We start from the raw sequence: 13,362 nt of genomic DNA on the forward strand, positions 1-13,362 counted from the left end.
GGGAGTCCTGAGAACGGCGACGGCGGCGGTCTGCTGGGGTGGGCCGCCGCCGTCGCGCATTCGGCGAACAGGCTTGGGGGCAGGCGCTATGGCACTCGTTTTCGTGACCGGTGGCACCGGTTTCATCGGCTCGCACTCCGTCGCGGCGCTGCACCGCGCGGGGCACCGGATCCGGCTGCTGGCCCGCCGGGAGTCGGCGGTCCGCCCGGCTCTGGAACCGCTCGGCCTCCACCCGGCCGACGTCGACGTGGTGCTCGGCGACATCACCGACGCCACGACGGTCACCCGGGCGATGACCGGCTGCGACGCGGTCCTGCACGCGGCCTCGATCTACTCCTTCGACAGCCGGGCGCACCGCCGCATGCAGTCGGTCAACGTCGACGGCACCGAGAACGTCCTCGCGGCGGCCCGCTGGATCGGCGCCGATCCCATCGTGCACGTCTCCTCCTTCGCCGCGCTGATCCCGACCCGGGGCCGCCCGCTCGACGGGAATCTGCCCGTCGGCAAGCCGCGCGAGCGCTACATGGCGACGAAGGCCGAGGCCGAGCTGATCGCCAGGCAGCACCAGAGCGACGGGGCGCCGGTGACGATCACCTACCCGATGGCGACGCTCGGGCCGCACGATCCGCACCTCGGCGACCAGTCCGCCCGGCTCCGCTCGCTGCTGCTCGGCCGACTGCCGATCTGGCCGACCGGCGGTTACCCCCTCGGCGACGTACGCGATGTCGCCGAGCTGCACGCCGACGCCATGCGACCCGGCCAGGGACCCCGCCGCCTGCTCGCGCCGGGCCGCTATGTCTCCACCTCGGACTACCTGCGCACGGCTCGATTCGTCACCGGGCACCGGCTCCCGGCGGTCTTCCTGCCGACCCCGGCGGTCCTGCCGGTCGGCCTGCTCACCCTCGCGCTCCAGCGGATCTGCCCCTGGCACATCCCCGTCGAGTACGGCGCGATCTACGCCTGCCACTGCGACGCACGCCTCGACGAGCGAACCGCACCGGCACCGTCCCGCCCGTTCGCCGAGACGATGCTCGACACGGTCCGGTGGCTCCACGAATCCGGCCACCTCACCCGCCGCGCCGCCGGCCGCGCCGCTCCCGCCTGACACCGGTCCGCCGCCCACCCGCTCGCTCCAAGATCGCCGCAACTCTTCAAGAGTTGGTCCTACAACCCCGTTAGGACCAACTCTTGAAGAGCTGCGGCGATCTTGGATGTTCATGCGCTACGGAGGGTCAGGGTGCATCTCCCCTGGACGCGGGAGGCCGGGTCGTAGTCGATCAAGGTGACCTGTTCGGCGCCCTCGCCACGCCAGCGGTCCAGTCCGTCGTGCAGGGCGGACCAGGTGCCCGTACCCGGAAGGTGTGCGGAAGCCACGACGGCGCTGGGCAGCGGCGGGTTGGTGGCCGCGAGCCGACCGCCGACCACGAGCACCGACGACCCGTCGACCGCGGGGAGCTCCGGCTCCGTGTCGGCGGTGACGGCCACGGCGACCGTGCCGAGCGTGCCCGCCCGGTCGAAGACGAGCGCGACCAGCCGGTTCTCGGCCGGCATCGGCGCCTGGCCGACCAGGGCGGGGTCGCAGAAGAACTCCTCCTGCTCCAGGATCACCACGGCGGCGCGGCCGAGGTCGTCGGCGCGGATGTACTCCGCGGCGATGCGCAGGGCGAGGAAAGGCGTCGTCACGCCGTGGTCGGCGACCGCGAAGGTGAACGGGTCGCCCGGCAGCATGTGGGCGAGGAAGCAGGCCGGCCAGTGCGGCTCCGAATCCGGCGTGCCGTGCGCGAGCACCACCAGCCCGATCGGATCGTCCGGATCGGTGAGCTCGGCGACGAGGCTCTCCACCATCGTGGTGAAGGTCGTACGCCGTCGGCCGACGAACCCCGCCGCCTGCTCCGGCATGCCGTAGGCGACCCCCAGATCGTTGAAGATCCGCAGCGCGTCGGGCCCGAAGGCCTCGTCGGCGTCGAAGCTCCTGGTGATGATCCGGGCCAGCGGCAGCGGGAATCGCCCCACCGGCACGGGATCGGTGCGAGCGGGTGCCGGTGGAACGCTTCGGTACACGGCTACTCGCCCAGCTGCTTGGCGACGTATGCGGACAGCGATCCGACCGACTCCAGGTGGTGCGGCTCCATCTCCACGACGTCGAGGCGGATGCCGAGCTCGCGTTCGATCAGGATCAGCAGCTCCAGCACGTTCGCCGAGTTGAGGCCGAGACCTGCGAAGAGCAGGGTGCGGTCGGTGAGCGTCGCGGGGTCCCGGCGCGCCATCTCGGCGATGATGCGCTTGCTGCTCTGTGCTGCGGTCTCACGGTCTGCCTGCATGCGGTCAAGCTCCATTCGAATGAACTAGTGCTGGAAGACCATCGCGGCCGTGGTGGAGCCCAGGCCCGACGCGGTCATGACGTAGTAGTCGCCCTCGCGCAGCCGGCCGGCGGCGGTCGCGGCCTGCAGCGAGAGGAAGGGGTCGGCGCCGAAGCAGTGGCCCAGGGTCCGCTGGTTGTCGAGGAAGAGCCGGTCCTTGGGCAGGCCCGACTGGAGCAGCACCCGCATCCACGACATCCGGTTGACGTTGTGCGCGAGCACCAGCGTGACGTCGTCCGCGGTCAGCCCCGCGTGCGCCAGCGCCGCGTGGATCACCTCGGCGAAGGTGGTGGTGTAGCTGCGCTGGAACTCGGCGTCCAGCTCCGGGGTGAGGAACGGGCCCTCGTGGAACTCGCCGAGCGTGCGGCTGGCGTAGCTGAGCATCCGGTCGCGTTCGCCGCCCGCGCGGACCAGGACGGCGGCGATGCCCTCCCCCATCACCGCGGAGTTCTCCACCACCTGCGCGACCGGGGTGAAGGTCTTCTCCCCGGTCAGGATCAGCGCCAGCGCGTCCGGCTCGCCGTCGGAGGCGAGCAGTCTGCCGCACGTGTCGATCGCGAGCAGCGCCGACGCGCAGGCGTGCTGCGAGAGCGAGAAGGGCAGCGCGCGTTCCAGGCCGAGCGCGAGGCACGTCTCCAGGACCGGGTTGCCCGGGTAGGGCGCGCTGCTCTGGATCGTCGGCGCGTAGACGACGTAGCGGACCAGGTGCTCGCGTCCGCGCAGCCAGGTCAGCCTGCTCGCCGCGGCGCAGAGCTGCTCGGCGAGGTTGCCGCCGGGGTCCTGGCGGATCTGCTGGAAGCCGAAGTAGCGCTCGTAGACGTCGGCGTTGTAGTCCAGGCTCAGCTTCTCGAAGAGCTCGGTGAGCGAGATGCTCCTCGGTGGGAGGTAGCTGGCGACCTCGACGACGGATGTCATGGAACCTCCCTGTGTCGGACCGCCTCGTCGGCGATCCACGTCTGGTGCGTCACGGCGAAGGGGCGGTCCCCGTCGAGGGCGACGCAAGCGGCGTGCCCCTCCGGTGCGGGCAGGTCCCGCAGCAGCCAGGTGCCGGGCAGCAGGCCCGAGGAGTCGCGTACCCGGCGGAGGTCACCGGGACCGGCGACGGCCAGGGACAGGCCGAGGGCTGCCCGGGCGCCCGCGGCCTTGACGCAGGCCTCCTTGCGCGACCACAGGCGGCGCCAGACCGCCGGCGCCTCGGGGCCGGCCGCCGCGACCAGCTCGCGCTCGGCGGGCGGGAAGTAGCGGTCGGCGAAGGCCACGGCGGGGAAGTCCGGCCGGCTGCCCTCCACGTCGACTCCGACCGGCCGCTGCGCCGAAACGGCGAGCAGCGCCAGGTCGCCGGTGTGGGAGAGGTTGAACTCGAGCCCCGCCAGGCGCGGTTTGCCCCACCGGCCGTAGCCGAAGCGCAGGCTCGACGGTTCCCGGTCCAGGTAGCCGCCGAGAATCGCCCGCACCGCCGCGTGTGACACGACGTGGCGGCGCCACCAGTCGGCCGGGGCGCGGTCCGCGGCGCGCAGCCGCTCGCGCAGACCCAGCAGGCCGTGCAGGCGCGAGACCGTCGCCGCGGTCGCGGTGAGCGGCACGGTCCAGATGTGTACGACGTCCGCAGGCGGCAACTGCACCGGCGCTCCCATCTCCCTGGACGACGTTGGACGGCGCCGGACGACGCTGACGGCACCCGGACGGTGCCGTGCCGGTGGACCAGTCTCGGCCCTGGCCCACCGGCACGGCGCCGTGCGGCGATCAGCTCGCGGTCGGGCTCGTCTGGCGCACGACGAGGCGCCACTCGCCGTCCTGCTTGGTGGTGACCCAGAGGGTGCGGGTCTGCCTGCTCGGCGCCACCTCGTCCTCGCCCTCCAGCAGGATCCCGCCCTGCGTGATGGCGACCGCCACGTCGTCCGCGATGAGGCGGATCTCGACCGGCCGGTCGGCGAGGCGGGTGCCCTTCCACCCTCCGGCGAAGGCGCCGGCCATGTAGTCGCGGATCTGGTCCCGCGTGGTGAGCTGCTCGTCGCCGACGAGCATGCTGCCGTTCTCCGTGAAGACACCGGCGAACGCGTCGGCGTCGTTGCTGTCCCAGGCCGCCGTGACCCGCAGCGGTACGGTCAGCACGGCACCCTCGACACCGTTGCTGAACTTGCCGTAGCGGCCGGCCCATTCCTTGGCCTTGGTGACGAGCTGCGCTGCATCGTTGGACATTGCGTTCTCCTCCGAGTAGGAGCCGGATTCGGGCGAACCGGCACGCGAGCCGGTCGGTCCCGCGATGGGGCTGCTGTGGTGGGACAGGAGCTTCCACACCCCGTCCTCGGCGACGATGATCCAGGTGGCACGGATCTGCCGGTCCGGTGCGATCTCCGTCTCCCCGGGCAGGATGATCCCGCCCTGGGTGACGACCATCGCGCAGTCGGCGCTGAGGAACCTGACGGCGAGCGGCCAGCCCGTGACCCGCGCGCCCTTGTAACCACCGCGGTAGCCCGCGGACATGTGGTCGTAGATCTGGCCTCGGCTGGTGAGCTGCTCGTCCCGCATCAGGAGGCTGCCGTTGTCCAGGAACACCCTGGCGAAGGCCTCCGCGTCGTTCGCCGCCCAGGCGGCTTGGATCATCTGCGGGACGGTCAGCGCCGCCTTCTCGCCACGGCTCTGGAAGGGGCCGTAGAAGTCCCGGTCCTCCTTGACGCCCGCCTTCGCGAGGAGCTGTTTGGCCGTAGCCTTGACGTTCGTTGACTTAGCCACATCTACCTCATTCGACAGTCGTTTGCGGAAGGTCCGAGGGGGCGTTACCAGCGCAGGGTGGCGCCTTCGCCCCGAGGGCTGTTCTGGTAAGCGGCGAGCTGCCACTGGCCGTCGCGCTTCACGCAGACCCAGGTCGACCGGACGGCGAGCTCCGGCTCGATCGTGGTCTCGCCCGGCGCGAGGATGCCGCCGTGGGTACGCAGCAGCGCCACGTCCTCGCCGACGAAGCGCACGTCGACGGGCTGGCCGGTGACGCCGGTGCCCTTGAAGGGGCCGGCGTAGGCGGCGGCCATGAACGACTGGATCTCGTCACGGCCCTGCTTGAACACGTCGCCCGGCAGGATCAGGATGCCGTCGTCGCTGAAGACGCTCGCGACGCCGGCCGCGTCGTTGCGCTTCCACGCGCCGACGAGCCGCAGCGGCACGCTGAGTGCCTCCTTCTCCCGCTCGGTGGTGAAGCCGCCGTAGTAGGCGTCGAGCTGTTCCTGGCTCGGTGCGGTGGTGGGCGTTGCCGTAGCGGTGGACATGGATACTGCCTCCCTTGTGAAGTGGCGAGCAGCCGAAACGTTGTCTGCCAGCCAATTCGTAGACTGATTCCATCGTCGTCCGCCGATGTCGACAGCGCCCACTCAGTACGTGCTATGCATCGATGAATATCGCTTCCGGGGGCGTCGCGCCCCGGATCAGGTCGGCCGCCTTCTCACCGATCGCGATCGCCGTGGCGTTGGGGTTGCCGCTGCCGATCGTCGGCATCACCGACGTGTCGACCACGCGCAGGCCCTCCACGCCGAAGACGCGCAGGCTCGAATCGACCACGGCACCCATGGCGCAGGTGCCCGCCGGGTGGAAGATCGAGTGGGCGTACTGGCGTACGTAGTCGCGCAGATCCGCCTCCGACTCCGAGACCGGCGGCCGGTGCAGCTCCTCGGCGTATGTCGCCATCGCGGGCTGCCGCGCGATCTCCAGGCCGATCCGGACCGCGGCGACGGCGGTCCGCAGGTCGGCCGGGTCGGCGAAGTAGTTGTGCTGGATACGCGGCTTGGCGGTCGGATCCTCCGAGCCGAGCGCCACCGAACCCCGGCTGCGCAACGTGAGCAGCACCGGCCCGGTCGAGATGGCGTGCGCGGTCGGGAAACCCAGCCCGCTGTCGACGAACATCACCGGCGCGGCGAAGAACTCGACGTCCGGCGCGGGCAGCCGGGCATCCGTGCGCAGGAATCCGCCCGCCTCGGGACCGTTGGAGGTGAGCGGCCCGCGCCCCTGCGTCATGAACTGCTCGACATACTCCGGCTGGGCCGCCGCGAGCATGCTGATCGGCTGCGAGTGCATGTAGTTCAGCGGCACCAGCACGTGGTCGGAGAGGTTCTGGCCGACCTTCGGCAGGTCCACGTGGACCGTGATGCCGAGGATGCCGAGCTCCGCCGCCGGGCCGATGCCCGAGAGCATCAGCAGCTGCGGCGAGTTGTAGACACCGGCGGCGAGGATCACCTCGCGCTCCGCCCGGATGGTGACCTCCTCCCCCAACTGCCGGCCGACGATGCCGGTGGCCCGGCCCCGCTCCAGCACCACCCGGTGCACCTGCAGGTCCGTCTCGACCGTCAGGTTGGGGCGGCCCATCGCGGGGTGCAGGAACGCGGTGGCGCTGCTCTCGCGCTTCCCGTCGCGCTGGGTGACCTGGAAAAAGCCGAATCCGTCCTGTACGGGGCCGTTGAAGTCCTCGTTGCGCGCGTAGCCCGCCTCGACCGCCGCCTCGACGAAGGCAGCCGCGGACGGGTTGTGCGCCCGCCCGTCGGCGACCGACAGCGGCCCGCCGACCCCGTGGTAGTCCGACTCCCCGCGCTCGTTGTCCTCGGAGCGCTTGAAGTAGGGCAGCAGCTCGGCGTAGCTCCACCCCGGCTGCTTCCAATTGTCGTAGTCCACGGGATTGGCCCTGGTGTAGGCCATCGCGTTCATCGAGCTCGATCCACCGAGCATCCGGCCGCGCGGCAGGAAGATCCGCCGCCGGTGCAGGAAGGGCTCCTCTGCCGTGTTGTAGTCCCAGTCGAGCTGGGTGCGGAAGAGCTTCGGGAAGGCCGCGGGTACGTGCACGTTGGGCTCGGTGTCGGCCGGACCCGCCTCGACGAGGCAGACGGTCACACCCGGGTCCTCGCTGAGCCGGGCGGCGAGCGCGCAGCCCGCCGAACCCGCGCCGACGATGACGTAGTCGTACATGTCTGCTGCTCCCTTTACACGTAGAGCGAGTTGGGCTCGAGTCCGCTGAGCACCCGGCCGTATGTCTCGAAGCCGGTCTCCGGGTGGATCAGCGCGTGCATCCCGATCACGTGGATGTCGCGGGCGATCCGCTGGATCGGTACGTCGGAGTAGATCGACGAACCGCCGCTCGCGCGGGCCAGCACGTCGATCGCCTCGGTGGCGAGCTGGCAGACCGCGCCGACGTCGAGGCGGGACCGGACGCGCTCCAGCATCGACCACTCGGCGCCGGAGGCACCCTTCTCGTCGACGAGCCTCGCCACCCGGTAGGCGTGGAACTCGGCCTCGTCGGTCTTCATCGCCGCCTCCGCCACGCGCAGGTGGGTGACGGGTGCCTCGGCCTGGCTGTCGTACGCCGTGTAGGTGATCTTCCGAGACGGGAGGCGCTCGAAGAAGGTCTCCGACGCGGCCCTCGCCAGCCCCAGCATCGTGCCGACCGAGGCGGCGGCGGCGTAGGCGGGCAGCGGCACCCGCCACACCGGCGACGCGGCGTTGAGCTCGGAGGCGTACTGCCCGGTCATGACGGCGGTCATCGACAGCACCCGCTCGGCGGGGACGAAGAGGTCGTCGGCGACGGTGGAGACGCTGCCCGACCCGCGTACGCCGGCGGTGAACCAGTCGTCGATGATCTGGAGCTGCGACATCGGCACCAGTGCCATGATCGGCTCCATGCCGCCGTCCGGGGTCGGCCGCAGCGCGAGCACCTCCTGCCACTGCGCGTGCCAGGCACCGCTGATGAAGCTCCACCGGCCGGAGAGCTTGATGCCGCCGGGAACCGGTGTCGCCATGCCGCTCGGCGTGAGGGTGCCGCAGACCCGGACATCCGGCGTCGCGAAGACCTCGTCCTGCACGTGGTCCGGGAAGAGCCCCGCCATCCAGGTCGGGATCCAGTAGACCGACGCGGTCCAGGCGGCGGAGCCGTCGCCCCGGCCGAGCTCGGCGGCGACGTCGACGAGCGTTTCGTTCGGCGACTCGTGGCCGCCGTAGCGCTTCGGCGTCCGCATCTTGAAGATGCCGGCGTCGGCGAGGCCCTCGATCACCTCGTCGTGCAGCCGCCGGTTCTCCTCCGACCACGCCGCGTGCTTCTTCAGCAGCGGAATGAGCCGGCCCGCGCTGTGTGTGAGCTTCTCACAGGTGTTCACGAGATCTCCTCGATGTCGATGGGCTTGCTGCCTGCGGCCGGGCTCATTGCGCGAAGGTGCCGTCGGGGCGCAGGCGGGAGACGATGTCGATGACCGCCGCGGTCGCCTGGCGTACCTGCTCCTCGCTGATGATCAGCGGCGGTGCCAGCACGAGGTTGTGTCCGTAGGGCCGGACGATCACCTTGTGCACGCCCCGGACCATCCCGGCGAGGGCGCCGACCTGGGTCCAGCCCATCGGCTCGCGGGTGGTCCGGCTCGTCACGATCTCCAGCGCCGCCATCGAGCCTTCGACGCGGATGTCGCCGACGGTCGGCAGGGCCGCCGCACCGGCGAGCCCGTCGCGCAGCCAGCCGGCGATCTGACCGGCCCGCTCCAGCAGCCCTTCGCGCTCGATGATGTCGATCGTGGCGAGACCGATCGCGCAGGCGACCGGGTGGCTCTGGAAGGTGTAGCCGTGGAAGAAGCCCTCCTCGCTCGCGATCACCTCGCCGATCTCGTCGCGCAGCAGCAGCGCGCCGAGCGGGGTGTAACCGCCGCCGATGCCCTTCGCCACGGTGATCATGTCCGGGTCCATGCCGCGGGTCGGTGCGTCGAACCACTGACCGGTACGCCCGAAGGCCGTCACGACCTCGTCGGCGATGAGCAGGATGCCGTTCTTGCGCAGCACCTCGCCGATGCGCGGCCAGTAATCGGCGGGCGGGGCGAGTACGCCGCCGCCGGCCATGATCGGCTCACCGATGAGGGCGGCGATGTTGCCCGCACCGATCCGCTCGATCGTCTCCTCCAGCTCGCGGACGAGGTAGTCGGTCGGGTCCGCGTCGCCGTAGAGCTCCGCTGCCCGGTAGAGGTAGGGCGGGGAGATCTTGTCGATGTCGGGCAGGTGCGGGCCGACGCCGAAGTGCATCGACGGGAAGCCGGTCAGCGTGCCGCTGCCGTAGGTGGAGCCGTGAAAGGAAGCGTGCCTGGCCAGCACCCACGTGCGGCTCGGCTCGCCCTTGCGGGTGTGGTAGAGCCGAGCCGCCTTGATCGCCGACTCGACCGCCTCGGACCCGCCGTTGGTGAAGAAGACCTTGTTGATGTCGCCGGGAGCGAGCTCCGCCAGGCGTACGGCGAGCTTGATCGCCTGGTCGTTGGAGAACTCCAGCAGGCCGGTGAAGTACTCCAGCTCCGCCATCTGCTTCGCGGCGACATCGGCGATCTCCTGGCGGCCGTGGCCGATCTGCGAGTGCCACACGCCGCCGCCGGACGCGTCGAGCAGCTCGTTGCCGCGGGCGTCCCAGACGAGGCAGCCCTTGCCCTTGACGATCACGGTGCGGTCGTGGATGTCCGACCGGTGCATCTGGTGGATGATGTGGCGCCGGTCGAGGTCTTCCAGCTCGGACGCGGTCAGATTGGTGGTGTTCAACGCTTTTCTCGTTTCTTGGGGTAGGTGGCGGAGCCGGGCTCAGATCTCGTGCGTCTGCTCGATCCGCTTCGAGAAGCCGTGCACGACGACGATCAGGCCGGCCAGCAGGTACCAGAAGTTCGTGGCGTAGAGCGACGGGATCCACCACGGGCTCACCATCGGGCCGGGGCTGTAGCTCCCCGCCGCGACCGCGACGAAGGACCAGACGCCGAAGAAGACGCCGGTGACCGCGGTCAGGTAGGCGACGAGCTTCAGCAGCCCCCGGTAGGTGCGGGCGGCGGCCCACACCCCGATGGACAGGCACGCGGTCGAGAAGGCGAGCAGCAGCCAGCCCGGCAGGCTGATCTTGATGGTGACCCACTGCAGTGCCGCGAAGGTCTGCGTGATCGCCGCCGCGAGGGTGACGTCGCCCTTGTCCGTCGCGGCGATCAGCGCCTCGCCGATGTGCGGCGAGACGAAGCCGTCGTTGATGTAGGTCACGACGTAGAGCACGGCGCCGACGGTGAGGCTGACGAAGCCGAGCAGGGTCCACCGGCGTTCACCGGCCGCACGGGCGATGATGACGAGCGACAGGGCGCCCGCGAACCACAGGACCGGTCCGACGAGGATCTGCCAGTGCGCATTCTGCCAGTTGGGGTCGTCGACCATCAGGTGCGCGAACTTGTAGAAGAACTCGTCGCTGCCGTATTTGCCCATGTGCGGGCCGATCAGCGGGTGGTGCTCACCCCCGTACATGCCGATCAGGGTCCCGGCGATCATCAACAGACCGCTGAAGACCATGAAGATCCGTTCATTGAGCCGCGACATTGGCGCTCCTTCGATTGCTGCCAGAACTGGCGTGCCGATGAAGGACAGTCCGGGTCGCGCGTTTTCAGCGAGTTGAGGCTGTGCTGAGCGAAACGGTTCGCTCCACTTCACCGATCCGTATTGAGGATTTCGGAGCGGGCCTGCCTACAGCCACTCTCTGATTGCTCAAGCTGAATGCGTCGATATTTTGGCGCGCGCCATCGCCGTACCCACTGCTTGGGCTTGATCGTGCTGTTTCCCGGAAGCTGGCCTCTCAGAGTCGTTGCGAGGGGCCAGCTTCCGGGAAACAACGCGATCAAGCCGTGCGAAGCGGTACGTGGGCGCGCGCGACTCAGCGCGCGCGGAAACACGGCGTGGGGCGGGTCCGCAGAACCCGCCGCCCCACCCGTCAAGGAGAAGCGCTAGGCCGCGCGGACGATCCGCTCCAGGATCGGCACGATGTCGGTCGGGCTCGGCGAGAGCGCGAGGTCCTGGTAGAGGCGCTGCGCGCCGCGCTGGATCGCCGGATCGGCGAGCACCCGGCTGACCTGGGCGCGGATCGTCTCCACATCGGGACGGCTCAGGTCGAGGATCTCACCGGCGCCGTGGCCCAGGACGAAGCCGCCGGTGACCGGGGCGAGGGGGTAGCGAGCGCTGCTGATCGTGCCGTCGGCGGCGGTCGACGCACCCATCTCCAGCTCGAGGAAGTCGACCACGAGCTGCGGCACACCGGCGTTGCCCGCCGTGATCATCGAGCCGAAGCCGCCGTGGTGGATGATGAGGGAGCACGTCGCCGCGAGCTGGTCGAGCGGGAAGTAGTCGACGAGGCGCACGTTGTCGGGCACCTTGTCGACGTGCTCGAGCTGCACGGCGTTGAGGGTCGCGACCACGTCGATGTCGAGCCCGCCGAGCGCCTCCAGCAGGATCGCGAGATGGCTCCAGTCGGCCGCGATGTAGGCCCGCGTCGAGACGCCGAGGGAGACCGCGACCCGGGGCCGCTCCACGGGGTAGAGCCACTCCGGCATCGGCTCCTGGGTGACGTGCGGGATCCAGCGGGTGGCGAGCATCCGCGTCTCCACCGGGAAGTTGATCGCCGGTGGCATCGGATTGATCGTCCACTCGCCGTAGAGCGTCTCCTGGGTGATCGTCACGCCATATTTCTCGGCCATCGGCCGGATCGTCTCGACGAGCGGGTTGTCCACATCGTCGCCGTCCGGGCGGCTGCCGCGCGCGGCGATCGTGTCGAGGCTCCAGCCCATGAAGTCCGGACCGGTGAAGCGGCAGTGACGCGCGCCGACGGCCTGCGCCGCGACGGCGGCACCCGGCATGCAGGGATCCCAGATGACCAGGTCCGGCTGCCAGTCCTGGAAGAACGAGACGAGGCCGTCCATCGCCGGCATCGGCGACTCGGCCGTCCCCCGGTAGGGCAGGAAGTCCCACGCCGCGACGAGCAGGAACTGGCTGAAGGTGATCCACAGCCCCAGGTCCTGCGGCGGGATGGCGAGCTCGTGGGTGATGCGGCCGACGTCGGCGCGCTCCTGCGCCCAGACCCCGCCGGGGCCGAGCGGGTAGGGCATCGCGGAGATGTCACAGAAGGGCGCGAAGGGCAGGCCCTGGCCGGTGACGGCCTCGCCGATGGAGGGGTGGGAGACGAGGTAGACCTCATGCCCGGCGGCGCGCAGCGCCCAGGCCGTGGGCACTATCGGGTAGAGGTGCGCGGCGGCGGGCCAGAGAACGAATGCAACTCGCATGAGGGCTCCTCACTAGCGGCTGTGCCGGCGCACGGCGATGACAACGAAGCACGTCGATCAGTGTAGCCAGGACCTGTAACGTTGAACATCTTCAATATTGCTGGAGGGTTTGACCAGATCAGCGGTCACATGGTCGGTCATTTGGCGCTCATTTGGGCATGGCCGCAGCGGGCTTCCCGATCCAGTGCCCGGGTCGGAAGACGCCGACGAACCGGTCCGCCGCGACCACGTCGCCCTCGACGACGAGCTCGCCCGAGGCTCGCGCGTCGGCCGGATCGCGGCTGCCGAAGATCACCGATCGCAGGGTCGGCGGCTCGGTGGTGATGACCGCGGCGGGACGCAGGCCGTCGCCCCGCGCGAGATAGAGGCAGCCGTCGGCGACCTCGGCGTGAAACCGGTCCGAGCCGAACCGCAGGTCCACCCGCACCCGCAGCTCCGGATCGGCGGCCGGGTCGAAGGTCGTCTTCAGCGCGAACATCAGGGCGTCGATGCTGAGCTCGACGAGCTTGGCCGGCATCGGCAGGCCGCTGCCCCAGCGGGCGAGGTGGATCAGCACCGGTTCGAGGCCGCGGCCGCGCTCGGTCAGCTCGTACTCGAAGGAGCCGGGCGAGGTCCGCCGGACGATCCCGGCGGTCAGCAACTCGCGAAGGCGGTGGGACAGCACGTTCTGGCTGGCGGTGGGGAGTCCGTGGTGGAGGTCGGTGAAGCGCTTCGGCCCGAAGACCAGCTCTCGCACGACCAGCAGCGCCCACCGCTCACCGATCAGATCCAGGGCGCGCGCGACCCCGCAGGGGTCGTCGTAGCTGCGCTTGCCCGACACGAAAATCCCTCATCTCGCTGAAGTACTCCTATATTAGGAGTGACCAATGTTAGTTTAGGAGAAACCGATACGAGGGGGAATCGTGAAAATGGATGATCGTGCCGCGGCAACCACG

The 13,362-nt window shown here is 70.0% G+C and carries 13 protein-coding genes; 1 reads left to right on the top strand and 12 read right to left on the bottom strand.

The window, feature by feature from the left end; translation table 11 throughout:
* Window positions 1-88 precede the first annotated feature (88 nt).
* Window positions 89-1,105 (top strand): NAD-dependent epimerase/dehydratase family protein, encoded by a 1,017-nt coding sequence (locus F4553_RS16705; RefSeq protein WP_184837073.1) that lies wholly within the window; start codon window positions 89-91, stop codon window positions 1,103-1,105.
* Between the two features lie 110 nt (window positions 1,106-1,215).
* Here F4553_RS16705 and F4553_RS16710 read toward each other — a convergent pair whose 3' ends face one another.
* The 12 genes from F4553_RS16710 to F4553_RS16770 form a co-directional block, all read right to left on the bottom strand.
* Window positions 1,216-2,013, bottom strand: a complete 798-nt coding sequence (locus F4553_RS16710; RefSeq protein ID WP_221469923.1) for a hypothetical protein — start codon at window positions 2,011-2,013, stop codon at window positions 1,216-1,218.
* A gap of 50 nt (window positions 2,014-2,063) precedes the next feature.
* On the bottom strand, window positions 2,064-2,321 hold the full coding sequence (locus F4553_RS16715) for an acyl carrier protein (protein WP_184837077.1): 258 nt from the start codon (window positions 2,319-2,321) through the stop codon (window positions 2,064-2,066).
* A 24-nt stretch (window positions 2,322-2,345) separates the two neighbouring features.
* Window positions 2,346-3,275, bottom strand: coding sequence for a 3-oxoacyl-[acyl-carrier-protein] synthase III C-terminal domain-containing protein (locus tag F4553_RS16720; RefSeq protein WP_184837079.1), 930 nt, complete (start codon window positions 3,273-3,275; stop codon window positions 2,346-2,348).
* Window positions 3,272-3,982: a 4'-phosphopantetheinyl transferase family protein gene (locus F4553_RS16725; protein WP_184837081.1), complete on the bottom strand. Its 711-nt coding sequence runs from the start codon at window positions 3,980-3,982 to the stop codon at window positions 3,272-3,274. The genes F4553_RS16720 and F4553_RS16725 overlap by 4 nt, the downstream gene beginning before the upstream one ends.
* 121 nt (window positions 3,983-4,103) lie before the next feature.
* Window positions 4,104-5,093: an SgcJ/EcaC family oxidoreductase gene (locus F4553_RS41030; RefSeq protein WP_312875239.1), complete on the bottom strand. Its 990-nt coding sequence runs from the start codon at window positions 5,091-5,093 to the stop codon at window positions 4,104-4,106.
* Between the two features lie 44 nt (window positions 5,094-5,137).
* Complete coding sequence (locus F4553_RS16740; protein WP_184837082.1) at window positions 5,138-5,620, bottom strand: SgcJ/EcaC family oxidoreductase; 483 nt, start codon at window positions 5,618-5,620, stop codon at window positions 5,138-5,140.
* A gap of 112 nt (window positions 5,621-5,732) precedes the next feature.
* Window positions 5,733-7,304 (bottom strand): GMC family oxidoreductase, encoded by a 1,572-nt coding sequence (locus tag F4553_RS16745; RefSeq protein ID WP_184837084.1) that lies wholly within the window; start codon window positions 7,302-7,304, stop codon window positions 5,733-5,735.
* A gap of 14 nt (window positions 7,305-7,318) precedes the next feature.
* The gene (locus F4553_RS16750) at window positions 7,319-8,485 is read right to left on the bottom strand and encodes an acyl-CoA dehydrogenase family protein (RefSeq protein ID WP_312875240.1); all 1,167 of its coding nucleotides are present in this window, start codon (window positions 8,483-8,485) and stop codon (window positions 7,319-7,321) included.
* 43 nt (window positions 8,486-8,528) lie between these two features.
* Window positions 8,529-9,824 carry an aminotransferase family protein gene (locus tag F4553_RS16755; RefSeq protein WP_184840822.1) on the bottom strand — a complete coding sequence of 432 codons (1,296 nt, stop codon included), beginning with the start codon at window positions 9,822-9,824 and terminating at the stop codon, window positions 8,529-8,531.
* A 105-nt stretch (window positions 9,825-9,929) separates the two neighbouring features.
* On the bottom strand, window positions 9,930-10,697 hold the full coding sequence (locus tag F4553_RS16760; RefSeq protein ID WP_184837087.1) for a hypothetical protein: 768 nt from the start codon (window positions 10,695-10,697) through the stop codon (window positions 9,930-9,932).
* A 401-nt stretch (window positions 10,698-11,098) separates the two neighbouring features.
* Window positions 11,099-12,427, bottom strand: a complete 1,329-nt coding sequence (locus F4553_RS16765) for a nucleotide disphospho-sugar-binding domain-containing protein (protein WP_184837089.1) — start codon at window positions 12,425-12,427, stop codon at window positions 11,099-11,101.
* Window positions 12,428-12,575: 148 nt separating this feature from the next.
* The gene (locus tag F4553_RS16770; protein ID WP_184837091.1) at window positions 12,576-13,247 is read right to left on the bottom strand and encodes a winged helix-turn-helix transcriptional regulator; all 672 of its coding nucleotides are present in this window, start codon (window positions 13,245-13,247) and stop codon (window positions 12,576-12,578) included.
* Window positions 13,248-13,362: the final 115 nt, after the last annotated feature.

It is taken from the genome of Allocatelliglobosispora scoriae (assembly GCF_014204945.1).
Classification (GTDB): Bacteria; Actinomycetota; Actinomycetes; order Mycobacteriales; family Micromonosporaceae; genus Allocatelliglobosispora; species Allocatelliglobosispora scoriae.